At 73.2% G+C, this 25,396-nt stretch carries 21 protein-coding genes; 13 read left to right on the top strand and 8 right to left on the bottom strand.

Features of this window, described 5'->3' with window-relative positions; translation table 11 throughout:
- The first annotated feature begins 76 nt into the window (after nt 1-76).
- The 5 genes from SJY07_RS03595 to SJY07_RS03575 are packed head-to-tail and all read left to right on the top strand — an operon-like array spanning nt 77 to nt 5,727.
- Nucleotides 77-1,567 carry an aldehyde dehydrogenase family protein gene (locus tag SJY07_RS03595; RefSeq protein WP_380157084.1) on the top strand — a complete coding sequence of 497 codons (1,491 nt, stop codon included), beginning with the start codon at nt 77-79 and terminating at the stop codon, nt 1,565-1,567.
- A complete protein-coding gene (locus tag SJY07_RS03590) occupies nt 1,564-3,045 on the top strand; it encodes an NtaA/DmoA family FMN-dependent monooxygenase (protein WP_380157082.1) in 1,482 nt (493 codons plus the stop codon). The genes SJY07_RS03595 and SJY07_RS03590 overlap by 4 nt, the downstream gene beginning before the upstream one ends.
- Complete coding sequence (locus SJY07_RS03585) at nt 3,042-3,542, top strand: thiamine pyrophosphate-binding protein (protein ID WP_328295608.1); 501 nt, start codon at nt 3,042-3,044, stop codon at nt 3,540-3,542. Before SJY07_RS03590 ends, SJY07_RS03585 begins: the two co-directional genes overlap by 4 nt.
- Nucleotides 3,539-4,171: a thiamine pyrophosphate-dependent enzyme gene (locus tag SJY07_RS03580; protein WP_380157079.1), complete on the top strand. Its 633-nt coding sequence runs from the start codon at nt 3,539-3,541 to the stop codon at nt 4,169-4,171. Before SJY07_RS03585 ends, SJY07_RS03580 begins: the two co-directional genes overlap by 4 nt.
- Nucleotides 4,172-4,185: 14 nt before the next feature.
- The gene (locus SJY07_RS03575) at nt 4,186-5,727 is read left to right on the top strand and encodes a GMC family oxidoreductase (RefSeq protein ID WP_380157077.1); all 1,542 of its coding nucleotides are present in this window, start codon (nt 4,186-4,188) and stop codon (nt 5,725-5,727) included.
- 43 nt (nt 5,728-5,770) lie between these two features.
- Here SJY07_RS03575 and SJY07_RS03570 read toward each other — a convergent pair whose 3' ends face one another.
- Nucleotides 5,771-6,499, bottom strand: a complete 729-nt coding sequence (locus tag SJY07_RS03570) for a Type 1 glutamine amidotransferase-like domain-containing protein (protein WP_380157075.1) — start codon at nt 6,497-6,499, stop codon at nt 5,771-5,773.
- The gene (locus tag SJY07_RS03565) at nt 6,489-7,844 is read right to left on the bottom strand and encodes an FAD-dependent oxidoreductase (RefSeq protein WP_380157073.1); all 1,356 of its coding nucleotides are present in this window, start codon (nt 7,842-7,844) and stop codon (nt 6,489-6,491) included. Before SJY07_RS03565 ends, SJY07_RS03570 begins: the two co-directional genes overlap by 11 nt.
- 66 nt (nt 7,845-7,910) lie before the next feature.
- Between SJY07_RS03565 and SJY07_RS03560 the strand changes: the two genes are divergently transcribed.
- The gene (locus SJY07_RS03560; protein ID WP_380157071.1) at nt 7,911-9,575 is read left to right on the top strand and encodes a protein kinase; all 1,665 of its coding nucleotides are present in this window, start codon (nt 7,911-7,913) and stop codon (nt 9,573-9,575) included.
- A gap of 3 nt (nt 9,576-9,578) precedes the next feature.
- On the opposite strand, the gene SJY07_RS03555 is transcribed toward SJY07_RS03560, so the two are convergent.
- From SJY07_RS03555 to SJY07_RS03535, 5 genes are all read right to left on the bottom strand, one after another.
- The gene (locus tag SJY07_RS03555) at nt 9,579-10,469 is read right to left on the bottom strand and encodes a TIGR01777 family oxidoreductase (protein ID WP_328295614.1); all 891 of its coding nucleotides are present in this window, start codon (nt 10,467-10,469) and stop codon (nt 9,579-9,581) included.
- A gap of 77 nt (nt 10,470-10,546) precedes the next feature.
- Nucleotides 10,547-12,355 carry a 2-oxoglutarate dehydrogenase, E2 component, dihydrolipoamide succinyltransferase gene (gene sucB, locus SJY07_RS03550; protein WP_380157069.1) on the bottom strand — a complete coding sequence of 603 codons (1,809 nt, stop codon included), beginning with the start codon at nt 12,353-12,355 and terminating at the stop codon, nt 10,547-10,549.
- 64 nt (nt 12,356-12,419) lie between these two features.
- Entirely contained in the window at nt 12,420-13,799 is a 1,380-nt protein-coding gene (gene lpdA, locus SJY07_RS03545) for a dihydrolipoyl dehydrogenase (protein ID WP_380157067.1), read from the bottom strand.
- A 203-nt stretch (nt 13,800-14,002) separates the two neighbouring features.
- The gene (locus SJY07_RS03540; RefSeq protein WP_328295617.1) at nt 14,003-14,392 is read right to left on the bottom strand and encodes a hypothetical protein; all 390 of its coding nucleotides are present in this window, start codon (nt 14,390-14,392) and stop codon (nt 14,003-14,005) included.
- A gap of 333 nt (nt 14,393-14,725) precedes the next feature.
- A complete protein-coding gene (locus SJY07_RS03535; RefSeq protein WP_328295618.1) occupies nt 14,726-16,225 on the bottom strand; it encodes a leucyl aminopeptidase in 1,500 nt (499 codons plus the stop codon).
- A gap of 22 nt (nt 16,226-16,247) precedes the next feature.
- Between SJY07_RS03535 and SJY07_RS03530 the strand changes: the two genes are divergently transcribed.
- Nucleotides 16,248-16,955, top strand: a complete 708-nt coding sequence (locus tag SJY07_RS03530) for a GNAT family N-acetyltransferase (protein WP_380157064.1) — start codon at nt 16,248-16,250, stop codon at nt 16,953-16,955.
- Here the strand turns inward: SJY07_RS03530 and SJY07_RS03525 are convergent.
- Nucleotides 16,880-18,085: a nicotinate-nucleotide--dimethylbenzimidazole phosphoribosyltransferase gene (locus SJY07_RS03525; RefSeq protein ID WP_380157062.1), complete on the bottom strand. Its 1,206-nt coding sequence runs from the start codon at nt 18,083-18,085 to the stop codon at nt 16,880-16,882. The genes SJY07_RS03530 and SJY07_RS03525 overlap by 76 nt on opposite strands.
- A 191-nt stretch (nt 18,086-18,276) precedes the next feature.
- Here SJY07_RS03525 and SJY07_RS03520 point away from each other — a divergent pair, with 191 nt between their 5' ends.
- The 6 genes from SJY07_RS03520 (at nt 18,277) to SJY07_RS03495 (ending at nt 25,376) form a co-directional block, all read left to right on the top strand.
- Complete coding sequence (locus tag SJY07_RS03520) at nt 18,277-19,536, top strand: GAF domain-containing protein (RefSeq protein WP_328295621.1); 1,260 nt, start codon at nt 18,277-18,279, stop codon at nt 19,534-19,536.
- Between the two features lie 92 nt (nt 19,537-19,628).
- Complete coding sequence (locus tag SJY07_RS03515) at nt 19,629-21,152, top strand: aldehyde dehydrogenase family protein (protein ID WP_380162139.1); 1,524 nt, start codon at nt 19,629-19,631, stop codon at nt 21,150-21,152.
- Between the two features lie 103 nt (nt 21,153-21,255).
- Nucleotides 21,256-21,612, top strand: coding sequence for a DUF779 domain-containing protein (locus SJY07_RS03510; protein WP_380157059.1), 357 nt, complete (start codon nt 21,256-21,258; stop codon nt 21,610-21,612).
- Between the two features lie 58 nt (nt 21,613-21,670).
- Entirely contained in the window at nt 21,671-22,717 is a 1,047-nt protein-coding gene (locus SJY07_RS03505) for a Gfo/Idh/MocA family oxidoreductase (RefSeq protein WP_380157057.1), read from the top strand.
- A gap of 167 nt (nt 22,718-22,884) precedes the next feature.
- On the top strand, nt 22,885-24,189 hold the full coding sequence (locus SJY07_RS03500; RefSeq protein WP_328295625.1) for an MFS transporter: 1,305 nt from the start codon (nt 22,885-22,887) through the stop codon (nt 24,187-24,189).
- A gap of 86 nt (nt 24,190-24,275) precedes the next feature.
- The gene (locus SJY07_RS03495; RefSeq protein WP_328296285.1) at nt 24,276-25,376 is read left to right on the top strand and encodes a quinone-dependent dihydroorotate dehydrogenase; all 1,101 of its coding nucleotides are present in this window, start codon (nt 24,276-24,278) and stop codon (nt 25,374-25,376) included.
- Nucleotides 25,377-25,396: the final 20 nt, after the last annotated feature.

Here is a 25,396-nt window from a genome sequence, read left to right as displayed (position 1 = left end):
CGGCCTCCCCGCGAGAACACCCTGGCGCGACTGTGCGCGCTCTGTGCTTCGCCGTCCCCCTCCGGAAGGACCGTCCGTGACCGTTCCCGCCCCCGGTACCCGCACCCGGGAGTTCCTCGACCGCTCTCCGCACGGCCTGCTCATCGACGGCGCCTTCTGGCCCGCGGCCGACGGCCGGACGTTCAGCACGACGGACCCCGCCACCGGTGCGGTCCTGGGCGAGCTCGCGCGGGCCGGTACCGGCGACGTCGACGCCGCCGTGGCCGCGGCCCGCACCGCGCTGGAGGGACCGGCCTGGACCGGGACGACCCCGGCCGAGCGCGCCAAGCTGCTGTGGCGACTCGCCGACCTCCTGGAGGCCGACCTCGAGCAGCTCGCCGAGCTGGAGGTCCTCGACCAGGGGAAGAACCTGCGCACCGCGCGGTTCGGGGAGGTGCCCGCCGCGATCAACCAGTTCCGCTACTACTCCGGCTGGGCCACGAAGATCCTCGGCCAGACGATCCCCACCTCGCTCTCGCGCACCCCGGTCGGGCGCGAGGTCCTCGCCTACACCCGCCGCGAACCGGTGGGCGTCGTCGCGGCCATCGTGCCGTGGAACTCACCGCTGCTCATGGCGAGCATGAAACTGGCCCCCGCGCTGGCTGCCGGCTGCACCGTGGTCCTCAAACCCGCCGAGAACACCCCGCTCACCGCGGTGCGCCTCGCGGAGCTCGTCGTCGAGGCCGGGTTCCCGGCCGGCGTCGTCAACGTCCTCACCGGCTACGGCCACGAGACGGGCCAGGCGCTGGCCGGGCACCCCGGCGTCGACAAGGTGGCCTTCACCGGGTCCACCGCCGTCGGCAAGCGGTTGCTCCGTGCGGCCGAGGGGAACCTCAAACGCCTCACCCTGGAACTCGGCGGCAAGTCACCCGCCATCGTGCTGCCCGACGCCGACCTCACCGAGGCGGTCGAGGGGATCTCCCGCGGCATCTTCGACAACGGCGGCCAGGTCTGCGTCGCGAGTTCCCGGGTCTACGCCCACCGCGACGTGCACGACTGGCTCGTCGAGGGGATGGCCGCGTTCGGCCGGGGGTTGCGGCTGGGGCACGGCCTCGACCCCGAGGCCGACCTCGGGCCGCTGGTCAGCACCGCCCAGGCCGAACGCGTCGAGGGTTACCTGCGCGAGGACGGTCTCGAGGTCGTCAGCGGCGGACGGCGCAGCGGCGAGCTCGGGACGTTCGTGGAACCCACCGTCGTGACCGGGGTCGCGCAGGACCACCGGATCGTGCGCGAGGAGGTCTTCGGGCCCGTCGTCACCGTCACGCCCTACGACGACCTCGACGAGGTCCTCGCCTGGGCCAACGACAGCCGCTACGGCCTCGCCGCCAGCGTGTGGACGCAGGGTTTCAGCTCCGCGCACCGGGTGGCGCACCGGATCCGGTCCGGGACGGTGTGGATCAACTGCCACTCCTACCTCGGCCCGGAACTGCCCAAGGGCGGGCACAAGGAGTCCGGCTGGGGGTACGAGAACGGGCCGCAGGGCCTGGAGAACTACCTGGAGACCAAGACCGTGGTGGGGCTGCTGTGACCCCGGGACGCAAGCGCATCGCCCTCGGGGTGTTCGAGATGATCAACCCCAGCAACGGCATGCCGACCTGGACCCACCCGGGTGGTCGCGGTGACGACTGGGACGACCTGGGCTACTGGATCCGGCTCGCCCGGACGCTGGACCGCGCGGGGTTCGACTTCCTCTTCTTCGCCGACACCTACGGCTACCCCACGATCGGGGGATCGCTGCCCGTGGAGGTCGCGGCGCACGGCCTGCAGTTCCCCGCGCTCGACGCCATGCTCGCGATCCCGGCGCTGGCGACGGCGACGGAGCGGCTGGGTTTCGTGGTGACCTCCCCGACGACGGTCGAGCACCCTTACGCGACGGCCCGACGGTTCGCGTCGCTGGACCACTACACCCGCGGACGGATCGGCTGGAACGTCGTGACCGGCTCGTCGCAGTCCACGACGGACGGGTTGTTCGGCGTGGCCGCGTCGGGGACGCACGACTCGCGCTACGACGTCGCCGACGAGTTCGTCGACGTGTGCCTGCAGTTGTGGCAGGGCGGCTGGGAGGACGGTGCGGAACTGCGGGACCGTGGCGCCAACGTGTACGCCGACCCGGCCCGGCTGCACCGCACCGAGCACTCCGGGAACGCGTTCCGGGTGTCGGGGCAGTTCGCCGTCGCCCCCTCCGCGCAGCGCACCCCCGTCCTGTTCCAGGCCGGGACCTCGGCCCGCGGCCGGGCGTTCGCCGCGCGCAACGCCGAGGCCGTCCTCATCCAGGGCCAGACGGTCGCGCAGGCCGGGGCGCACGTCGCCGACATCCGCGCCCAGGCCGTCCGGCACGGGCGGCGGCCCGACGACGTGAAGGTCATCACCGGGGTGACCGTGACCGTGGCGGAGAACCCCGCCGCCGCGCGGGAGAAGCGCGCCGAGCTCGACGCCTGCTTCGCCGTGCGGGACGCGGCCGTGGTGTTCGCCGGTTTCACCGGCCTCGACCTCCGCGAGGTCGACCCCACGACCCCGCTGACGGCGTTGCCGCCCAGCGACTCCGGGCAGACCCTGGTCAACCGCTTCGTCCGGCCCGGCGAACCCGTCCCGACCGTCGGGCACGTCCTCGACGACTTCCGGCGCAAGGCGATCCGGGGGTTCCAGGTCACCGGTTCCCCCTCGGAGGTCGCCGACGAGCTGACCGCCATCGTCACCGGCAGCGACGTCGACGGGTTGATGCTCGAACCGACGTTCGGCGGCCAGGAGTGCTACGAGGAGTTCATCGAGCTCGTCCAGCCGTTGCTGCGCGACCGCGGTCTGCTCGGCGAGTCTTCCGGCCCCACGACGACAGGAGCCTCCGGCCCCACGACGACAGGAGCCTCCGGCCCCACGACGACAGGAGCCTCCGGCCCCACGCTCCGCGAGAGGCTGTCCGGTCGTCCCGGTGGCCGGCTCGCACCGACCCACCCGGGGAGCCGGTTCTCGGTCCCCGGCCCCCCGAAGATCGAGGAGACGAGCGCATGACCCCCGAAGCCGTCGAGGCGGTGATCGCCGGGCTGAAGAAGGCCGGCGTCAGCGTCGTCGCGTACCTGCCCGACTCCCTGCTCAAGGAGCTCTACCCCGCCCTGGACGCCGACCCGGAGATCCGGACCATCCAGGTGACCAACGAGGGGGAGGGGGCCGCGATCTGCGGCGGGGTGTTCCTCTCCGGCAAGCGCGCCGCCCTGGTCATGGAGAACTCCGGGCTGCGGGCCGCGACGGAGCACCTCGCGCGGATGGGTCTCGGCGCCGGTATCCCCGTCATCATGCTCATGAGCTACCGCGGGGAACTCGGCGAGAACAACTGGTGGGCCATCCCGCACGGGATCACCATGGAACCGCTGCTCGACGCCCTGCGCACCCCCTACCGGATCGTGCGGGAGGTCGCCGAGATCGAACGCGCGATCACCGACTCCTACGACTGGTCCTACAACGCCTACTACCACTCGGCCGTCGTGCTGGGCGGAGGGATCGTCCGATGAGCACCACGACGACGGCCAGGATGTCCCGCTACCGGTGCATGGCCCGTCTGGGGGCCCGCCTGCAGGACGAACTCGTCGTCCTGTCCCTCGGTGGGGCGGTCGACGAGTGGTACGACGCGGCCCCGCACATGCGCAGCGCCAGCCTCTTCCAGCAGCAGCTCGGGTGCGTCACCCCCGAGGCGTTCGGCCTTTCCGTCGGGCTGCCGCACCGGCGGGTCGTGTCCCTGGACACCGACGGGGGATTGTTGTTCAACCTCGGCATCCTCGCCACCCTGGGCAACGAACAGCCGAAGAACCTCTTCGTCGTGGTGTGGGACAACGAGCAGTACCAGTCCATCGGCGGCCCGAGGACGCACACCGCCAGCGGTCGCGTCGACCTCGCCGCGATCGCCCGTGGTTGCGGTGTGGAGAAGGCGTTCGTCACCAGCGACCTCGACGAGTTCGACGCCCACTGCGCCGCGGGACTCGCGGCCGACGAACCCTACGTGCTCGTCGCCAAGACCGACGGGATCCTGCAACCGGGGATCAAGCGCAAGCACTCCGACGGCCGGGAGGACAAGTACGTCTTCGTCCGCCACGTCGAGGCGACCGAGGGCATCACCATCATGGGCCCGAGCGAGCACAACTGACACGGGCGGGTGACATGACCTACGACTACGTGGTCGTCGGTGGCGGCGCGGCCGGGTGCGTCCTGGCGAACCGGTTGTCGGCCGACCCGGCTGCCCGGGTGCTGCTGCTGGAGACCGGCCCCGACCACCGCGGGCTGGCCGACGTCCTCGACGCCGGTCGCTGGGTGTCGTTGCTCGGCGGGGACCTGGACCACCGGCACGTCCACGCGCCCACCGCCCTCGTCGACGGGCGGACGATCCCGATCCCGCGCGGCCGGGTGCTCGGCGGGTCCTCCAGCATCAACGCGATGCTCTGGTACCGCGGGCACCCGAGCGACTACGACGACTGGGAACGTCGCGGGGCGAGCGGCTGGAACTGGGCGTCGCTGCTGCCGTACTTCCGCCGCAGCGAGGACTGGGAGGGCGGGGCGAGCGAGTTCCGCGGAGCCGGTGGCCCGATGCGGATCGAGACCTCGAGGGACCCGCACCCCGTCGCGTCGGCGCTGCTGAGCGGTGCGGCCGAACTCGGGCTACCCGTGATCGAGGACGCCAACGCCGCCGACAACCTCGGGGCGACGCTGGCGAACTTCAACGCCCGCCGCCGCGCAGACGGTGTCCTGGAACGCTGGAGCACGGCGCGGGGTTACCTCGAACCGGCGCTGGAGCGGCCGAACCTGCACGTGCTCACCGGCTCCCCGGTGCACCGCGTCGTGTTCGAGGGCCTGCGCGCCGTCGGGGTGGAGCACGTCGTGGACGGTGGACTGCGGACGACCCGGGCGGAGCGGGTGGTGCTGTCCGTCGGTGCCCTGGAGACCCCGCGACTGCTCTCGATGTCCGGGATCGGGGACCCCGCGGAACTGTCCCGGCTCGGGCTCGCGACGCGGGTCGCGCTGCCGGGGGTGGGAGACCGCTACGCCGACCACCCGCTGCTCATGGGCATGGTGTTCCGGGCCCGCGAACCACTGGGCCCGGTGCGGGACAACGGGGGTGGCGCGATGCTGAACTGGCGCAGTTCCGTGGCCGGGGTGGGCCCGGACCTGCACGCGTTCGTCGTGCAAGGTCCGCACGCCGGTCCCGAGGTGCGCGCCGCCCACGACGTGTCCGGCGACGTCTTCGCGGTGTCGCCCGGGCTGATGGGTTCGCGCAGCACCGGTGCGGTGCGGTTGACGTCGTCGGAGCCCGGCGCTCCGCTGCACGTCCAGCCGAACTACCTCGCCGAACCCGACGACCTGCAGGCGCTGGTCGAGTCGATCGACACCGTCTTCGACCTGATGGCGACCTCGGGGTACCGGGCGCTGAGTTCCGGGGCGGCGGCGCCGGACCGTCGCCCGCGCGACCGGGCGGAGGCCGTGGCCTTCGTCCGGCGCAGCGTCGACACGTTCTTCCACTCCAGCGGTACCGCCGCGATGGGGACCGACGACCGGTCGGTGGTCGGGCCGGACCTCGCGGTGCACGGGGTGGAGGGGTTGTTCGTCTGCGACGCGTCGGTGTTCCCGTCGCTCCCGACCTGCAACACCCAGGCCCCCGTCGTCGCCGTCGCCGAACGCGCCGCCGACCTGTTCCGCGCCCGTTCCTGACCCGCGATCCCGCGGGAAAACCCGGCGAGATCGCGGGTAGGGGTCAGAGGGGGCGGGGGTCGACGCGGGTCTCGACGACGCCGTCCTCGCCCCGCCGGACGATGTAGGCACCCTTGCCGGGGACCTCGGTGACGGCCTCGACGAGTTCGGTGTCCTGGTAGACCAGACCCACTCCGTCGTCGCTGCAGTGCGTCTCGCCCAGGACCCCGGAACCCACGAGTTCGTGGACCAGCGGACGGCGACGGGCCTCGGAGTCGTAGTGGACGCCGTTGCCGTAGGGGAGCAGGCCCAGTCCGTTCGTCACGGGGCGCAGTTCCGTCCCGAAGGAGTCGGTCGTGCCGCCCTGGAACCAGCAGATCGACCCCGCGCTCACCCCGCCGAGGACGACCCCCGCCTGCCACGCAGCGCGGAACGCCTCGTCGAGCTCGTGGACGCGCCAGACGGCGAGGAGGTTCGCGACCGAACCCCCGCCGACCCAGACGACGTCGGAACCCAGCAACTGCGCGGCCGGGTCCTCCACGCTGGGCATCGGGAACAGGTCGAGCACGGTGGTGGAGAACCCGGCCCGTTCACCGGCGGCGTGCACCTCGGCGGCCCAGGTCCGCTGGTCGCCACCGGCGGTGCCCAGGTAGGTGAGCCGGGGACGCCGGCTCGCGGGGACCTTCGCGAGCTCCACGGCGAGGTGCGCCGTTCCCGCCCAGTCCAGCCCGCCGCGCTCACGACGGGTGAAACCGCCCGACGTCGCGACGATGGTCGGGCGGTCAGCCGGCACGGCGGATCCCGTTGCGGCCGAACACGCTCGACACCACGGCGTCCGCGGCGCGCCGACCGGACACGAGCGCGCCCTGCAGGGAGGAGTTCTCGCGGTGGTCCCCGGCGACGAACACGCCGTCGCCCACCTCGACCGGCTGCGGCCCCTCGAAGGGCGGCGCGACCACGGGCAGCGCGTGCGGGATGGAGTGCGCGGTGACCAGCGCCCAGGCGCCGGTGTTCACGCCGTAGACCCGGCCGAGCTGCTCGCGCACGCGCTGTTCCGTCTCGGCGCTGGTGTCGGTGCCGAGGGTCTGGGCGCTGACGAGCGCGCGGTGGTCGCTGCCGGCCAGCACGTAGCCGGGGGCCACCGACGACACGACGGCGGAGTTCACGACGGGACCCGACCGGTCGCCGTCGAGGTGCAGCAGCTTCTCCCGCGACTGCGGCGCGGGGGAGGTCGCGGCGGTGAACCAGAACGTCGACAGCCCGTTGCTGTCGGGAACCGAGAGTTCGGGGACCAGGTGGGCAGCGGTGTGCGCGTCGGTCGCGACGACGATCCGCTCGCAGTTCACCCCGCCCGCCACGGTCTGGACGACCAGCGAACGCGGTGCGAGACCGATGTGGCGCACCTCCGTCCCGAGGACGACGGACCCGGCGGGGAGCCCCGCCGCCAGCTGGTCGGGGACGGCCTGCATGCCCCGGGCGGGTAGGCCCGGGGTCCCGCGCAGGAAGCTCCGGACGAGCAGGTCGACGAAGCGGCGCGACGTGGTCCCGTCGACCTCGCCGAGCACCCCCGCCAGGAACGGCTCGAGGATCGACCAGCGCAGTTCGCCGTGGACGTCGGCCGCGTCCAGCGCGTCCGACCAGCCCGTGTCGGCGTCCTTGAGGTCGCCCGCGGAGGTGACCTTCAGGACCCAGCGCGCGAGGGCGGCCTTCTCCTTCACCGAACCGAGCGGGAAGCGCAGGGCGTCCAGCACGGCCGTCGGGTGGCGCCGGGGGTCGCGCAGCGTGCTGACCCGGCCACCGCGGTGCACGGCGACTCCGGCGTCGAAGGACTGCAGGTCGAGGGCCTCCACGTCGAGGACCTTCGGGACCTCGGGGTAGGCGGGGTTCAGCAGCTGGAACCCGCGGTCGACGCGGAAGCTGCCCACCGTCTCCGTGCGCACCCGGCCACCGACGGCGTCGGCGGAGTCCACCACCACCACGTCGAGCCCGGCTGCGCTGAGGTGCTTGGCGCACGCGAGGCCGGCGAGCCCGGCGCCGATGACGACGACCTCGGCCGAGGAGCGCAGCGCCGAGCCGTGCGGGGACTCCGTCCCGTACGGGCTGAGGGAGGAGGCATCGGAAGTGGTGCTGACGGTCACCCGCAGAGCCTATCGAGCCTGTGGACAACCGGCACGGCAGTCCCCGTCGTAGCGCACCCTTGAGACGTGGAGCGCACAGGACCCGGAACGCAGACGGCCCCCGCCCGGCAGTGGCGGCGGGAGGCGCTGGCCGCGCTCGGGGACGATCCCCGCCGCCGCGCCCCCGAGGTGGACGGCTACCGCATCGACCGCCTGCTGGGCGCCGGCGGTTCCAGCGTCGTCTGGGCGGGCACCGGCGTCGACGACGTCGAACGTGCGCTGAAGGTCCTGCACCCCGGGGGTTCCGGGGACCTCCTCGCCGAGCTCTCCATGCTGCGCCGGGTCCGCCACCCCCGGGTCGTGGCGGTGCACGACATCTCCACCGACGCCGAGGGGCGACCGGTCCTGGTCCTCGACCTCGCGGTCGGCGGGTCGCTCGCGGCCCTGGTGGCGCAGCGCCGGCGCCTCAGCGCCGGCGAGGTCTCCGGGCTGCTCGCGGTGCTCGGCCCGGCCCTGGAGGACCTGCACGCGGCCGGTGTGGTGCACGGGGACATCGCCCCCGGCAACGTCCTGCTCGACGCCCGCGGCGAACCGCTGCTGGCCGACCTCGGGGTCTCGCGGGCCCTGGGGCGCCAGCACGGCAGCGTCCTGGGGACACCCGGTTTCGCCGACCCCACCGCTCTGGGCGGCGGTGGTGTCGGTGCGGCCTCGGACGTCTACGGGCTCGCCGCGCTGGGGTGGTGGGCGCTGACGGGTGAGGTGCCGGCCCGCGCCGGGGCGCTCGGCGCGCGGTCGGCCGTCCGGCGGGCGGCCGCGGACCTGCCGCCCGGATCCTCCGCCGTCGTGCTCGCCGCGTTGCAGGAAGGGCTGCACCGCAGCCAGTCCCGTCGTCCGACACCCGGTGAGCTGGCCGCGGCGGTGTCCGCGGCGTCCCGTCCGCGGGCGGTCCGGGGTCTGACGCCGAGCGCTGCACCCGCCGCGCCCCGGCGGGTTCCGGGCACCCCGGCACCCGTGGTCCCGCCACCGCCGGGAGCCACCCGGCAGCTGTCCGAGACGGCCCCGCCGCCGGTCAGCGCGCGCCCGAGCCCCGCGACGCCCACCGTTCGGCGCCGGGCGGTTCCTGCGAGGCCGCCCCGGCGTCGGGCGGGCGGCGGGACCCGCGGCGTGCGGCTCCCCCTCGTGGCCGGAGGCGTCGTGCTCGTCGTGGGCGCTGGGGCGTTCGCCCTCTCGCTGCGCGGCGACGGTTCCGGGTCGTCGGCGCCCGCCTCCCCGGTCGCGTCCGCCGCGGCGCCCGACGTCGCGGCGCCGGTCGCGGGGAAGACCCCGGCAGCGCCGGTGGGTGAGACCCCCGCGGTGATCGCCGGCGCCGACGTCCTCCGGGGGGTCGATCCCGTCGCCGTCGTAACCGAACTCGCCGACCGCCGGGCGAGCGCGCTCTCCTCGGGGGAGGCCGGTGCGCTCGACCGGGTGGACGTCCCCGGGTCGTCGGCTGCCGCGACGGACCGGGCGGTGCTCGACGACCTCGCCCGTGCGGGGACCACCCTCACGGGGCTCGGGTTCGCGGTGAGCGACGTGCGGGTCGAGAGCAGGACGGAGGAGCAGTGGACCCTGAGCGCCGACGTCGTCACGTCGGCGCACGAGACCGTCGCCGCGGACGGGGCCCGGACCAGCGTCCCGCAGAGCGCACCGCGCACGTCCCGGTTGACCCTGGACCGGGTCGAGGGGGAGTGGCGGATCAGCGCGGTCGGGTGACGCTCAGGCGTTCGCCAGCCAGCCGGTGACCGAGGCGACGTCGGGATGGCGGAAGGTGAACCCCGCCTCCAGCAGAGCGGTCGGGACCACCCGCTGGCTCGCGGTGATCTGCTCGGCGAACTCGCCCAGCACCATCCGCAGCGCGAACGACGGGACGGGCAGCAGGGCGGGACGGTGCAGGGCCGCCCCCAGGGCGCTCACGACGGCGGTGTTCGTCGCGGGTTCCGGGGTCGCGAGGTTCACCGGCCCGGGAACGGGGTGGGTGAGCAGGAACTCCAGCGCCGCGAGTTCGTCCGGCATGGAGATGAGGCTCCACCACTGGCGGCCGTCGCCCAGCGGTCCGCCCAGACCGAGGCGGAACAGCGTCAGCAACTGTCCGAAGGCGCCGCCGACGGGGTTGGCGAGCAGGCTGGTGCGGGCCAGGCTGACCCGGATCCCCGCTGCGGCAGCGGGTTCGGTCGCCTCTTCCCACTCCCGCACGACCTCGGCGAGGAAGTCCCCACCGCGGGGGGCGGCCTCGGTGAGCACGGTGTCGCCGCCGTCGCCGTAGGCCCCGATCGCCGACGCGTTCACCAGGACCTCGGGGCGTTCGTCCAGGGCCACGAGCGCGCGCACCAGGGTGGACGTCGTCTCGGTGCGGGAACGGAGGATGAGTTCCTTGTACTTCGGGGTCCACCGCTTGTCGCCGACCCCGGCCCCGGACAGGTTCACCGCGGCGTCGATCCGGCCGAGGCGGGCCGGGTCGAGGTCCCCGGTGGCCGGGTCCCAGCGCAGCTCGGACGGTTCGCGTTCGGGGCGACGGACCAGCACCACGACCTCGTGACCGCCGTTGCGCAACTTCGCGACGAGGTGACGGCCGATGAGCCCGCTGGCTCCGCTGACGAGGATGCGCACGGTGGAACTCCAGGTTCTCGGGAAAGGAACAACCCCGTTCCCGCCGGGCGGGAACGGGGTTGTCGGAACAGGTCGGGTCAGAGACCGAGGTCGCCCTCGAACTCGCCGGCCTCGATGCGCTTCTTCACGGTCTGCAGGTAGCGGGCCGCGTCCGCACCGTCCACGACCTGGTGGTCGTAGGACAGCGCCAGGTACATCATCGAGCGGATCGCGATGGTCTCCTGCCCCTCGGCGTCGGTGAGGACGACCGGACGCTTGACGATCGCGCCCGTTCCGAGGATCGCGACCTGCGGGGCGTTGAGGATCGGGGTGTCGAAGAGCGCCCCGATGCTGCCCGTGTTGGTGATGGTGAACGTGCCGCCGGACAGGTCGTCCGGGGTGATCTTGTTCGACCGGGTGCGGGCCGCGAGGTCGGCGATCTTGCGGGCCAGGCCACCGAGGTTGAGGTCCCCGGCGTCCTTGATCACCGGGGTGATCAGGCCCTTGGGGGTGTCCACGGCCATCGAGACGTTCTCGGTGCCGTGGTAGACGATGTTCTCGCCGTCGATGCTGGCGTTGAGCGAGGGGTGCTGCTTGAGCCCCTCGACCGCGGCCTTCACAAAGAACGGCAGGAACGTCAGCTTCGCGCCCTCGGTCGCGGCGAAGTTGTCCTTCGCCCGCGCCCGCAGCCGGGCGACCCGGGTGACGTCGACCTCGATGACCGTCGTCAGCTGCGCGGAGTTCTGCAGCGAGTCCTTCATGCGCTGGGCGATGACCTTGCGCAGGCGCGACATCTTCTCGGTGGTGCCGCGCTTGGCGGACAACTCCACCGTCGCGGCGGGCTTGGCTGCGGGCTTCTCGGCCGCAGGGGCCGGGGCCGGGGCCGCAGCGGCCTTCGCGGCGGCCGCCGCCTTGTCCGCGGCCTCCTGCACGTCCTGCTTGCGCACGCGGCCACCGACACCGGTGCCGGTGAGGGAGGAGAGGTCCACCCCGAGGTCCTTGGCCATCTTGCGCACCAACGGAGTCACGTAGGTGCTGCCACCGGTGGCCTCGGCCGCGGCCGGAGCCGCCGGCTTCTCCGGGGCGGGAGCGGGGGTGGGTGCCGGAGCGGATTCCCGGGCCGGAGCGGCCTCGGGTTCCTTCGCGGCCGGCGTCGAGGGCTGGGTGGCCTGCTCGGCCTGCGACTGCGCGGTCTCGCGCTCCGCGACCTCGTCGGCCAGGGACTCCTCCCGCGGCGACTCCTGCGGCGCGGGGGTCTCCTCCTGCGGGGCCGGGGACTGCGCGGAGGCGTCGCCGATGCGGGCGAGGTCGGCGCCGACGTCGGCCGTCTCGTCCTCGCCGACGAGGATCTCCAGCAGGGTGCCGGCGATCGGGGAGGGAATCTCGGTGTCGACCTTGTCGGTCGAGACCTCGAGGAGCGGTTCGTCGACCTCGACGCTGTCCCCGACGGCCTTGAGCCAGCGGGTGACGGTGCCCTCGGTGACGGACTCACCGAGCGCGGGCATCTTGACGGGCTCGCCACCACCGGAGCCGGCGGAGGGCGCAGCAGCCGGGGCCGGGGCGGACGGGGCCGCGGGTTCGGGCTCCGGCGCGGGTTCGGGCTCCGGCGCGGGTTCCGTGCTCGACTCCTCCTGCGGCGCCGGCGCGGACTCCCCACCGCCCTGCTCGCTCGCCTCACCGATGCGGGCCAGGTCGGCGCCGACGTCGGCCGTCTCGTCCTCGGGCACGAGGATCTCCAGCAGGACACCAGCGATCGGCGAGGGGATCTCGGTGTCGACCTTGTCGGTGGACACCTCCAGCAGCGGTTCGTCCACCTCGACGGTGTCACCGACCGACTTCAGCCACCGCGTGACGGTGCCCTCGGTCACGCTCTCACCGAGAGCGGGCATCTGCACCGAGTTCGACATGTCTTCGGTTCTCCTCACGGACGTTCTCCGGCGCCCGGAGGACGCCGCGGGTTTCAGTTTCGGGTCAGGAGTGGGAGTGCAGCGGTTTCCCGGCCAGCGCCAGGAACGCCTCTCCGACGGCCTCGTTCTGGGTGGGGTGGGTGTGCACGAGGGCGGCGACGTCCTCGGGGTAGGCCTCCCAGTTCACGATGAGCTGCGCCTCGCCGACCTGCTCGCTCATGCGGGAGCCGACCATGTGGACGCCCACGACGGGGCCGTCCTTCTGCCGGACCAGCTTGACGAAACCGGTGGTGCCGAGGATCTGGCTCTTGCCGTTGCCCCCGAGGTTGTACTCGAGGACGTCGACGTCACCGAACTTCTCCCGGGCCTTGGCCTCGGTGAGGCCGACGGAGGCGACCTCGGGCTCGCAGTAGGTCACCTTCGGGATGCCGAGCTCGTCGACCGGTTTCGGGTCGAGGCCGGCGATCTCCTCGGCGACGAAGATGCCCTGGGCGAACCCGCGGTGGGCCAGCTGCAGGCCGGGGACGATGTCGCCGACGGCGTAGACGCCGGCGACGTTGGTCGCGAGGCGCTCGTCGGTGAGGACGAACCCGCGGTCCATCGTGATGCCCTGTTCCTCGTAGCCGAGGCCGGCGGTGTTCGGACCACGACCGACGGCGACGAGCATGAGGTCGGCGTCGAAGGTCTTGCCGTCCTCGAGGGTGACGACGACACCGGAGTCGGTCTGCTCGACCCCCTTGAAGCGGACGCCGAGGGAGAACGTGATGCCGCGCTTGCGGAACGCGCGCTCGAGGGCCTTGCTGGCCGCCTCGTCCTCGAGGGGGACCAGGTGCGGGAGGGCCTCGACGATCGTCACGTCGGCACCGAAGGAACGCCACACGCTCGCGAACTCGACGCCGATGACCCCGCCGCCGAGGACGATGACCTTCTCGGGCACCGAGTCCAGGCCGAGGGCCGTCTCGCTGGTCATGATCCGGCCACCGATTTCGAGGCCGGGCAGGCTGCGGGAGTAGGAACCCGAGGCCAGGACGACGGACCGGCCCGTGTAGCGCTGACCGTCGACCTCGACGGTGTCCTTCGCGACGAGCTTGCCGGTCCCGGAGATCAGGTCGATCTTGCGGGACTTCACGAGCCCCTGCAGACCCTTGTAGAGGCGCGCGATGACGCCGTCCTTGTACTTGTTGACGCCCGCCATGTCGATGGACTCGAAGGAGGCGCGGACCCCGAAGGTCTCCGACTCCCTGGTCGTGTCGGCGACCTCGGCGGCGTGCAGGAGGGCCTTGGTCGGGATGCACCCGCGGTGCAGACAGGTTCCTCCCAGGAGGTCCTTCTCCACCAGGGCCACCTTCAGGCCCAGCTCGGCGGAACGCAGTGCGGCGGCATAGCCCCCACTACCTCCCCCGAGGATGACGACGTCGTACTGCTGCTCGGCGGCACCTGCCACGAAATGCTCCTGAGGTCGGCTGTGCTGGCGACTGCTCCGTCGCGATCCTCTCACCACGTCCCGCACGCAGCGCGAGGGGGTGTGTGAGCGAGCGGTGACGCTGGGGGGCAGGGCTGGACGCACGACAGCGCCCGGTCCCGGGGGAGCAGGCGCTGTGTGCGGGGGGTTCGGTTCGTCTGGACCGGCAGGTCTGGAGGAGCGGTTCAGCGCTCCTTCTCGGAGGTGACCGATTCCTTGCGGTCCACCGCGGACTCCTTGCGCAGGGTCGCGGATTCCTTGCGGGCGACCGTGGACTCCTTGCGCTGCGTGCTGGATTCCTTGCGGGCGACCGTGGATTCCTTGCGCTGGGTCGCGGACTCCTTGCGGTCGACCGTGGACTCCTTGCGCTGCGTCGCCGATTCCTTGCGCTCGACCGTCGAGGTCGCCTTCAACCCGGGGGCCACCTTGGCGGTCGTGAGGGTCGCGGACGGGGCAGCCGACGCGACGGCCGCCGAGGCCAGACCGCCACCGGCCAGGACGGCGGTGGCCGCGAGACCGGCGGCGAGACGCGCGAGGCGGCGGGAGGAGCGGGACGGGATGGCGGTGCTGGACATGGTGCCTCCGTGACGAGAGCCCCGGTGCACACCGGGGAGCTGTGCGATGTACCGAACCGGTCGGCGTGGTGACGCCCCCGAACTAGGTCGTCACCGAGAGCATATAGCTAGTTGCAGAGAGTGCACGAGTTGTCTCGGAAACGATCACTCGATCAGCAGGCCGGGGCTTCTTCGATCATGGAAACCGTCGGTGAACAGCCTCTGATGCAGAGGTTCCCGTTCCCAGAACGTTTCACCACGGGAATCGGACCGAGAAGCACCGGAATGCCTCATCGGGGCCGCGGCCCTTTCCGGGGAACGGCCCCGCAGGTGCGTCCCGGGCCCCGGCCGGGCTCAGCGCCCGGCGTGGTCCTCGGCCAGCGCGACCAGGGTCCGCACCGCGACACCCGTCCCGCCGCGGTGGGTGTACCCCCACGGCTCACCCGTGGCGAAGGCCGGACCGGCGATGTCCAGGTGCGCCCAGGGGATCGCGGTCCCCGCGGCGGAGTCGCCGACGAACTCGCGCAGGAAGACCGCCGCCACGAGCATCCCGCCCGCCCGGTCGCCGATGTTGGCCAGGTCGGCCACGGGGGAGTCCAGCGTCGCCCGCAGCTCCTCGGGCAACGGCATGGGCCAGAACGACTCCCCGGCCCGTTCGGCCGCGGCGAGGACCGCGCTGCGGAACTCCTCGTCGTTGCCCATGATCCCCGAGACCCGGTTCCCCAGGGCCACGACCTGGGCGCCGGTCAGGGTGGCCACGTCGACGATGGCGTCAGGACGTTCGGCCGAGGCGGCGTCGAGCGCGTCACCGAGGACGAGCCGTCCCTCGGCGTCGGTGTTCAGGACCTCGACCGTCGTCCCGCCGTGCATCGTCAGCACGTCGGAGGGGCGGATCGCGGTGCCGGAGGGCATGTTCTCCGCGATGGCCAGCCAACCGGTGACCTTGACGGGGAGCTTCAGGTCGGCGACCGCCCGGACCGCGGCCAGCACGGCCGCGGCACCCGACATGTCGCTCTTCATCGTCTCCATGCCGCCCGCGGGCTTCAGTGAGAGACCGCCGGAGTCGAAGGTGATGCCCTTGCCGACGAACGCGAGGTGGCCCTTGGCCTTGGCCGGTGCGTGCTCCACGACGACCAGGCGCGGGGGACGCGAAGACCCCTGGCCCACACCGAGGATGCCGCCGAAGCCGCCGTCGGCCAGGGCCTGCTCGTCCAGCACGCGAACGGTGAGCGAGGTCCCCGCCGCGGCCTGCAGCGCCGCCGCGGCGAGGTCGGCCGGTGCGAGGTCGCCCGGTGCCGTGTTGATGAGGTCGCGAGCCGTCGCGACGGCCCGGGCGAGGACCTCGGCCCGCTCGACCGCGGCGCGGAAGGTCTTGTCCCGGGGCTTGTCGACCAGCAGCGTGACCTCGGCGACCGGTTCACGCTCGGCGGCCTTGTAGCGGGTGAAGGCGTAGGCACCGAGCCCGGCGCCCTCGGCGACGGCGGCCAGCGTGGCGGCGTCGGGGGTGGGCAGCGCGAACGCGACCCGGCCCTTGCCGGTGAGGGCGCGCACGGCCTGACCCGCGGCGCGGCGCAGGGTCTCGTGGTCGGGGGCGGTGCCGACGCCCACGAGTGCGACCAGGGGCGTGGCGAGCCCGGTCGTCCCGGGGACGAGGTGCACGGTGCCCGGTTTGCCGTTCGCACCCAGGGCCAGCGCGGCCTCGGCCAGCGCGGAACGCGTCGCGCGGGGGAGGTCGTCACCCCCCAGGACCTCGGGGGCGCCGGGACGCTTGCCGGTCGCGGGAGCCAGTCCCAGGACCAGCGCGTCGACCGAGACGCTCTTGACGGACTTGCTGCTGAGCAGGAGACGCGACACCACGGCACCCTAACGTGGGGGCGTGATCCAGCCACCTGCGCCGCACCCAGACCCCGACGTCAGCGCCGGCCCGCACGAGCTCCGCCCCGGTCTGTGGTGGCGTCAGGTCGGCGTGGCCGACGTCCCCGCGCTGCAGGAGATCTGCCTGCGCACCGGTGACGCGGGTCGCGACGCGACCGCGCGCACGGCCTTCCCCGAACTGCTCGCCGACGTCTACGCGACGCCGTACGCCCACCACGAGGCCCGGTTCGGAACCGTCGTCGAGGACGCCGACGGCGTCGCCGGGTACCTCCTCGGCTGCCGGGACACCGCCGCGTTCGAACGCTGGCGCGAGGCGGAGTGGTGGCCGCCGCTGCGGGCGCGCTACCCCCGCCCGGAGGACGTGCAGGGCTTCGACACCGGGCCGCTGCGGACCGTCCACGGCGGTGTCACCCCGGAACCCGTCTGGGCCACCCACCCCTCGCACCTGCACGTCGACCTGCTGCCCCGGCTGCAGGGCAAGGGGATCGGGCGGGCGCTGGTGCAGCGGGTCTGCGCCCAGCTGGCGGCCGACGGGTCGCCGGGGGTCCACCTCGGCGTGTCGGGCGCCAACCCCGGCGCCGTCGCGTTCTACCGGCGCGCGGGGTTGGTGGAACTCGCCGCGACGGCGCGGGGCTACACGTTCGGGCGGTCGTTCGGGTCGGTGGGTCCTTCCGCGGCGGGTTCCACCGCGACGGCTCCGGCCTCCTGAACCGGGGCCCCGGGTTCCGGCCCGGGTTCCGGCTCGGGCTCCGGCTCGGGCTCGGGCTCGGGCTCCGGTTCCGGGTCGGGCAGCGGGGGGAGCGCCGCCTCGTCCGCCGCAGCCAGGGCCTGCGCAGCCCGCAGCACGCCGAGGGCGCTGAGCGCGCCCGACCCGCCCCCGCGACCGGCGCCGAGGTCCAGCACCGGCACCATCTTCAGCCGGTCCGCGGCGAGGGCCTGCGCCGGTTCCGCGCTCGCCGCGCCGACCTGCCACCACTTCTCCGCCCCCGGCACCCCGCGCGAGGCGAGCAGTGCGGCGGCGACCCCGACCACCCCGTCCAGCAGCACCGGGGTCCGGCGGGCCGCGGCCCGCAGCAGGAACCCGACCGCCGCGGCCAGGTCGGCGCTCGCGACGGCCTGCAGGACGGCGGTGGGCCGGGTCGCGAGCTTGCGCGAGCGGCGGACGGCGTCGCGCACGGCGGCCGTCTTGCGCATCCAGGCGTCGTCGTCGACGCCGCTGCCGCGTCCGACGACGTCGACCGCGCCCTTGCGCAGGCAGGCGGCCACCAGCGTCGCGGCGACGGTCGTCGCCCCGGCGCCCAGGTCCCCGAGCAGCAGCAGGTCCACCCCGGCGTCGACCTCGGCGTCGGCGATCGCCGCCCCGGCGCGGACCGCGACCTCGACCTCCTCGGCGCTCAGCGCGTCCCCGACGGCGATGTCCCCGGCGGGCCGGAGCGCGTGCTCGAGCACGGCGGCGGGCACGCCGTCGGGGCCCTGCTCGCCCCAGTCCACGCCCAGGGCGTGCACGGCCACGGGGACCCCGACCGCCGCGGCGAGGGCGGCGAAGGCCCCCCGACCGGCGACGAGTTCGCGCACGGCCTGCGCCGTCCACCCCGGCTCCAGCCGGGAGATCCCCCGGGCGGCGACACCGTGGTCACCCGCGAACACGACCAGGCGCACCCGCTCCAGCGGAGCCGGCACGTCACGGTCCTGCGTCCCGGCGAGCCAGGACGCCAGCCCGTCGGCGCGCGAGGCCGGACGCAGCGGCGCCACCAGCCGGGGGCGCGCGAGCGGGGTGTGCGGCGAGCGCAGACCCTCGGCGATCTCACGCAGGTTCAACGGCCGCGGGCCGTCGGTCATCGGTGCTCCTCGGGGGGACGGGTGGGACGGGTCTCGCAGCGTGCCACGCGAACCGCGCACGGCGGCGTGCCCCGCATGGTCGCACCTCCGGGCGCCCCGGCGGGCGAGCCGTCCCTTGTCGCTCGTCGCCGACCGGCCTACCGTTCTCCCACCCGGGTCCGACGGAGGGCCCGAGGGGGAGGGACGAGCGGGTGTCGGCACGGTTGTCCCGATCGCGCGAGGACTGGCTGGCGTCCTGCGAGAGCGGGCCCGCGGGGACGCCGTTGCCCGGTGCCCGCGACCTCGTGTCCTCCTCCTGGTGGCGGGCGCGCAGCACCGGCCTCGACCCCGACCGCGTCCTGCCCCCGGTCCTGCTCGAGGGGACCGACCTGCTCGAGCGTCGCGACGCCCACCCCCTCGCCGGTGTCCTGCCCACCGCCCGTCGGTTGCTGCTCGAGGAACCCCTCGGGGTGCCCGTCCTGATGGCCGTCAGCGACGTCGACGGGACGTTGCTGTGGGTCGAGGGCGACCCGGGACTGCGCCGGGCGGCCGAACGGATGGCCTTCACCGCCGGGGCGCGCTGGAGCGAGGACGTCGCCGGCCTCAACGCCCCGGGGACGGCCCTCGCCCTCGGCCGTCCCGTCCGGGTCCGGGCCGAGGAGCACTACGCGACGGCCGTCTCCCGCTGGAGCTGCTCCGCCGCCCCGGTGCGCGACCCCTCCTCCGGGGAGGTGCTCGGCGTCCTCGACCTCACCGGCGGGGACGACCTCGGCCGGGAACGGGCCCTGCAGTTCGTGCGCGCCGCCGTCGGGGCGCTCGAGGGGGAGCTGCGGGTCGCCGCGCTGCGCCGTGGCCTCGGGGGGACGCCCGTCGCGCTGCCGCCCCCCGCTCCCCGGTTGTCGGTGCTGGGGTCCGCCGCGCACCTCGGGGTCGCCGCCGACGTCCGCCCGTTGTCGTTGCGCCACAGCGAGGTCCTGCTCACGCTGCTCACCGGCCCGGAGGGTGGGCAGTCCGCGGCCCGGCTGGCCGCCGAGCTCGACGAACGCCACCTCGCCCCCGTGTCGGTGCGCGCCGAGGTGCACCGGCTGCGGTCGGTGCTCGGGGAACGCACCCGGGGTCTCGTCGCGCTGTCGCCCGCGCCCTACCGGCTGGTCGGAGCGCTCGGCTGCGACGCCCTCGAGGTCCGGGACGCGCTGCGGGCCGGCCGGGTGCGGGACGCGGTCCGGGGCTGGACCGGTGACCTGCTGCCCGCCTCCGACGCCCCCGGGATCCGGGAACTGCGCGAGGAACTGCGCGCCGGGCTGCGCGCCGCCGTCCTCGAGGGGGAGGACGACCAGGCCCTGCTGGAGTTCTCCCGGACCGGCATCGGTCGTGACGACCCCGTCGTGGCCCACGACCTCGTCCGACGCCTGGCCCCCGGGGATCCCGGGCGGGCCGAGGCGCTGGCCCGGGAGGTCCGCCTCCGCGGGTGAGCGCCGCCTGCAACGGGGTTGCAACGCAGCACGGCGCACTGTGGTGGGCAGCGACGGAGCAGTCGCTGTTCTCCTTCACCACGGAGGTCTCCATGACGGTCTACGAAGCCCCCGGACGCACCGGCAGCGTGGTCGAGTACGCCGACCGCTACGACCACTGGATCGGCGGCGAACGCGTGGCGCCCGCCGAGGGCGGCTACTTCGAGAACCCCAGCCCCGTGAACGGGCAGACCTTCACCGAGGTGGCCCGCGGCACCGCGGCCGACATCGAACGGGCCCTCGACGCCGCCCACGCCGCGGCTCCCGCCTGGGGCCGCACCTCGGTCGCCGAACGTGCCCTCGTCCTGAACCGGATCGCCGACCGCATCGAGGCCAACCTCGAGAAGATCGCCGTCGCCGAGACCTGGGACAACGGCAAACCCGTCCGCGAGTGCCTCGCCGCCGACATCCCGCTCGTCGTGGACCACCTGCGCTACTTCGCGGGCGTCGTCCGCGCCCAGGAGGGCGGGATCTCGCAGATCGACGAGGACACCGTCGCCTACCACTTCCACGAACCCCTGGGCGTGGTCGGGCAGATCATCCCCTGGAACTTCCCGCTGCTGATGGCGATCTGGAAGCTGGCCCCGGCGCTCGCGGCGGGCAACTGCGTCGTCCTGAAGCCGGCGGAACAGACCCCGGCCTCGATCATGTTCCTGATGGACCTCATCGGCGACCTGCTGCCACCGGGCGTGGTGAACGTCGTCAACGGGTTCGGGGCCGAGGCCGGGAAACCCCTGGCCAGCAACCCGCGCATCCGCAAGATCGCCTTCACCGGTGAGACGACGACCGGCCGCCTGATCATGCAGTACGCGAGCCAGAACCTCATCCCGGTCACGCTGGAACTGGGCGGCAAGAGCCCGAACATCTTCTTCGACGACGTGGCGAGCGCGCACGACGACTTCTACGACAAGTCCCTCGAGGGTTTCACGATGTTCGCCCTCAACCAGGGCGAGGTCTGCACCTGTCCGTCGCGCGCCCTGATCCAGAACGGGATCTACGAGTCGTTCCTGGCCGACGCCGTGGAACGCACCCGCGCCATCAAGCAGGGGAACCCGCTGGACACCGAGACGATGATCGGCGCCCAGGCCAGCAACGACCAGCTCGAGAAGATCCTCTCCTACATCGACATCGGCAAGCAGGAGGGCGCCAAGCTCCTCATCGGCGGCGACCGGGCCGACCTCGGGGGCGACCTCGCCGGCGGGTACTACGTGAACCCGACGATCTTCGAGGGCGACAACTCGATGCGCATCTTCCAGGAGGAGATCTTCGGGCCCGTGGTCTCGGTCACCCGCTTCGAGGGCCCGGACGACGCGCTGAAGATCGCCAACGACACCCTCTACGGTCTCGGGGCCGGAGTGTGGTCCCGCGACATCCACCTCGCCTACCGCATGGGCCGGGGGATCCAGGCCGGGCGGGTGTGGACGAACAACTACCACGCCTACCCCGCGCACGCCGCGTTCGGCGGGTACAAGAGCTCGGGCATCGGGCGGGAGAACCACAAGATGATGCTGGACCACTACCAGCAGACGAAGAACCTCCTCGTCAGCTACTCCACGAGCAAGCTCGGCTTCTTCTGAGCCACCGCGCGCGTTCGCCTCTCCCGACGAGAAGGAGTTCGACGATGACCCCGACGATCGCACCGCCCGGCGTCTCCCGTCCCGCGGGTGACCGGGAGGCGACGTGCCGGTAGGACTGACCGCGGAGGCGGCGGCGCAGTTGCGCCGCCTCCGCGCCCGGCACGGGGAGCTGATGTTCCACCAGTCGGGGGGCTGCTGCGACGGTAGTTCCCCGATGTGCTTCCCCGACGGCGACTTCATCCTCTCCGACGCGGACGAGTTCCTCGGGAACCTCGAGATCCCGGCCGAGGACGGTTCCGAGGCGTTCACCGTCGGGGTGTGGATGTCGAAGGAGCAGTACCTGCGCTGGGCCCACACCGAACTGACCATCGACCTCGTCCCCGGGCGCGGGGCCGGGTTCTCGCTCGAGGCGCCGGACGGGGTGCGCTTCCTCGTCCGGTCCCGGTTGTGCCGGGTCTGAGCGGGAGGTTGCCGGTCTCCCCGGTCCTCGCGGAGGACGGGTGGCTACGGTGGCCCGCGTGAGCGACGCCGACACCCGCCCTGAACCCGTGACCTTCGCCCTGCTCGGGTACGGCGGGGGTGGGCGCTTCTTCCACGCCCCGATCATCGCGGGCGCCCCCGGGGCCCGGCTGGGGGTCGTCGTGACCTCCGACGCCGAACGGGCGGCGCGGGCGAGGGCCGAGCACGGGGTCGAGGTCGTCGGCTCGCTCGCCGAGGCGAAGGACCTGGGTGTGGACGCGGTCGCGATCTCCACCCCGGCGGCGACGCACACGGACCTGACGAACCAGGCGATCGACCTGGGTCTGCCCGTGGTCTGCGACAAGCCCTTCGCCCTCGACGCCCGGAGCGCGATCGAGACGGTGCAGCGCGCGGAGGCCGCCGGGGTGCTGCTGGCGCCGTTCCAGAACCGCCGTTGGGACTCCGACTTCCTGACCCTGCAGCGGGTGCTGACCGAGGGGGAACTCGGGGACGTGGTGCGCTTCGAGTCCTCCTTCGAGCGGTGGTCCGCGGGCGACCCGCCGGCGGCCGGGGGCGGCCTGGTCCGCGACTTCGGAGCGCACCTGGTCGACCAGGCGCTGCACCTCTTCGGGCCGGCGCGCAGCGTGAACGCGCAGGCCCGGGGCGGGAAGGGGCGCGAGGACGACTTCCGGATCCAGATCGAGCACGTCGGTGGGGTGCGCAGCGAACTGTCCGGGTCGTGGAAGCAGGCCCTGCCGGGACCGCGCTACCGCGTGACGGGCACCCGGGGCAGCTTCGTCGTCGAGTCCCCGATGGACGTCCAGGAGGAGGTCCTCCTCTCGGGCCGGACACCCTCCTCCGAAGGCGCGGCGTGGGGCGCGGAGCCCGCGAGTCGCTGGGGGTGGCTCGCCCTCGGTGGCGGCGCGGTGCGCCGGGTGCCCAGCGAGGCCGGCCGCTGGCCCGACTTCTACGCCGGGTTCGCGGCCGCGGTGCGCGGGCGGGGTCCCGTCCCCGTCGACCCGTGGGACGCGGTCGAGACCTGCACCACCGTGGACGCGGTGCACGGCAGCATCGAACACCAGGAAGTCGTCTATCTCACGGAGTGAGACGGTCGTCTCGCTTGTTGGATGCCTCACAGCTGGGGCGTAGGATCTGCGTCACACCCGGAACGACGACGGCGACCCCGGTTGGGCGACTCCGGGTGTCACGCGCCCGCCAGGACGAACCCTGGGAACGGCTCCCGCACCCACCCGTCGTCCGAAGGTTTCCACTCATGGGTCCCGCCGACCTCAGCACCACCCGGGCAGCGCCGCCGACCAACCCCACGGGGAAGGTCGCAGCCGCCAGCCTCATCGGCACCACGATCGAGTTCTACGACTTCTACGTCTACGCGACGGCCGCCGTCCTCGTCTTCCCGCAGCTCTTCTTCCCCTCCGACAACGACACCGCCGCCGCGCTGGCGTCGCTGGCGTCCTTCGCGATCGCCTTCGTCGCGCGCCCCATCGGCTCGGTCGTGTTCGGGCACTTCGGCGACCGGATCGGCCGCAAGACGACGCTCGTCGCCGCGTTGCTCGTCATGGGCGTCTCGACGGTGCTCATCGGCGTCCTGCCGACGCACGCGAGCGCCGGGACCCTCGCTCCCGTCCTGCTCTGCATCCTGCGCTTCGGGCAGGGTTTCGGGCTGGGGGGTGAGTGGGGCGGCGCGGCGCTGCTCGCGACGGAGAACGCCCCGGCGAACCGCCGGGCCCTCTACGGCATGTTCCCCCAGCTCGGTGCGCCGCTCGGCTTCATCATCGCGAACACGCTGTTCATCGTCCTCTCCTCGACCATGAGCGACGCGACGTTCACCGCGTGGGGCTGGCGGGTGCCGTTCCTGCTCAGCGCCGTGCTGGTGGTCCTGGGGCTCTGGATCCGGCTCAGCCTGGCCGAGACGCCGATCTTCGCCAAGGCGCTGTCGGAGAACCGCCGGGTGCGCGTCCCGGTCGCGGAGACCTTCCGCAGCAGCTGGCGCATCGTCGTCCTCGGCGCCTTCTCGGTAATGCTGACGTACACCCTCTTCTACCTCACCACGACCTGGTCGCTCAGCTACGGGACCAAGGCGCTGGCCTACTCCCGTCACGACTTCCTGCTGATGCTGTGCGTCGCCGTGCTCTTCATGGCCGCCGCCACCCCGCTCTCCGGGATCCTCTCCGACCGGATCGGTCGTCGTCCGGTCCTGGCCACCGCGATGGTCGGCGGCGCGGTCGTGGGGCTGCTGACCGGTCCGCTGCTGGGTTCCGGCAGCACCGCGCTGGTCATGGTGTGGCTGTGCGCCGGGTTGTTCTTCATGGGCCTGGTGTTCGGTCCGATCGGGGCGTACCTGCCCGAGCTCTTCCCGACCAACGTCCGCTACACCGGGGCCTCGCTGGCCTTCAACTGCGGCAGCATCCTCGGCGCCTCCCTCGCGCCGTACACCGCGGTGAAGCTGGCCGCGGCCCACGGCGTCGGTTGGGTCGGGTTCTACCTGGCCGGCACGGCCGTCGTCAGCCTCGTCGCGCTGTCGCTGTTGCGCGAGACCCGGACGTCCTCGATCAGCTGATCCACCGTCTATCGTGAGGCACCACGGCCGCGGGGACGGCGGCCGTGGTGCTCGAACGCAGCGTGACGACCGGGGGAGTGCAGGACGTGGTGGCTGGATCGGGACGCGCCTACAAGACGGTGTACCGACACCTGCTGACGCGCATCGACGCCGAGGACGCCCACCGCTGGGCCTTCGCCGGGATGCGGGTCGCGAGCCGCGTTCCCGTTGCCTCGCAGGTGCTGCGCCGTGTCTTCGTCGAACCGGATCCCCGGTTGCGCACGACGGTCTTCGGCCTCGACTTCCCGACCCCGCTGGGGTTGGCCGCCGGGTTCGACAAGAACGCCACGGGGATCGCGGCGCTCGGCAACTTCGGGTTCTCCTGCGTCGAGATCGGGACCGTGACGGCCCTGCCGCAGCCGGGGAACCCCAGACCCCGTCTGCACCGGCTCGTCGCCGACCGGGCCGTCGTGAACCGGATGGGTTTCAACAACGCCGGCGCCGAGGTCGTGGCGCGGCGGTTGCGCCAGGTGCGGGCCGTCCCGCCCGTGCACCCCGTCGTGATCGGGGTGAACATCGGCAAGAGCAAGGTCGTGGCCGAGGCCGACGCCGCCTCCGACTACGCGGTCTCGGCGCGGCTCCTCGCCCCCTACGCCGACTACCTCGTCGTCAACGTCTCCTCCCCGAACACGCCGGGACTGCGTGACCTCCAGGCCGTCGAGAAGCTCCGGCCGGTGCTGCGCTCCGTGCGCGAGGCCGCCGACGCCGCCGCCCACCGCCACGTCCCGCTCCTGGTGAAGATCGCCCCCGACCTCTCCGACACCGACGTCGACGCCGTCGCCGACCTCGCCCTGGAGGAGGAGCTCGACGGGATCGTCGCCACGAACACCACGATCTCGCGCGAGGGACTGCGTTCCGGCGCAACGCTCGTCGTCGCCGCCGGTGGGGGCGGTCTCTCCGGTGCCCCGCTGAAGGAGCGTTCGGTCGAGGTGCTGCGCCGGCTCGCTGCGCGCACCCACGGACGCCTCGTGCTGATCAGCGTGGGGGGGATCGAGACGGCCGCGGACGTTCAGGAACGCCTCGACGCCGGCGCCTCGCTCGTGCAGGCCTACACCGCGTTTGTCTACGAGGGCCCGGGCTGGGCCCGACGCGTCCTGGGCGAACTGGCTGCCAGCCGCACCCGTCGTGAGGGCGACAAGCGGTTCTGAGTTGTGCCACCCGCGGACGC

Source organism: Kineococcus sp. R86509, assembly GCF_042466365.1.
In the GTDB taxonomy this organism is placed as follows: domain Bacteria; phylum Actinomycetota; class Actinomycetes; order Actinomycetales; family Kineococcaceae; genus Kineococcus.
This window is presented reverse-complemented; position numbering and strand designations above follow the sequence as displayed.

What these genes read in the sequence shown, in the direction of transcription:
- SJY07_RS03585 (WP_328295608.1), top strand. Translation starts at nt 3,042, where the DNA reads ATGACCCCCGAAGCCGTCGAGGCGGTGATCGCCGGGCTGAAGAAGGCC.
- SJY07_RS03580 (WP_380157079.1), top strand. Translation starts at nt 3,539, where the DNA reads ATGAGCACCACGACGACGGCCAGGATGTCCCGCTACCGGTGCATGGCC.
- SJY07_RS03575 (WP_380157077.1), top strand. Translation starts at nt 4,186, where the DNA reads ATGACCTACGACTACGTGGTCGTCGGTGGCGGCGCGGCCGGGTGCGTC.
- sucB (WP_380157069.1), bottom strand. Translation starts at nt 12,355, where the DNA reads ATGTCGAACTCGGTGCAGATGCCCGCTCTCGGTGAGAGCGTGACCGAG.
- SJY07_RS03540 (WP_328295617.1), bottom strand. Translation starts at nt 14,392, where the DNA reads ATGTCCAGCACCGCCATCCCGTCCCGCTCCTCCCGCCGCCTCGCGCGT.
- SJY07_RS03525 (WP_380157062.1), bottom strand. Translation starts at nt 18,085, where the DNA reads ATGACCGACGGCCCGCGGCCGTTGAACCTGCGTGAGATCGCCGAGGGT.
- SJY07_RS03515 (WP_380162139.1), top strand. Translation starts at nt 19,629, where the DNA reads ATGACGGTCTACGAAGCCCCCGGACGCACCGGCAGCGTGGTCGAGTAC.
- SJY07_RS03500 (WP_328295625.1), top strand. Translation starts at nt 22,885, where the DNA reads ATGGGTCCCGCCGACCTCAGCACCACCCGGGCAGCGCCGCCGACCAAC.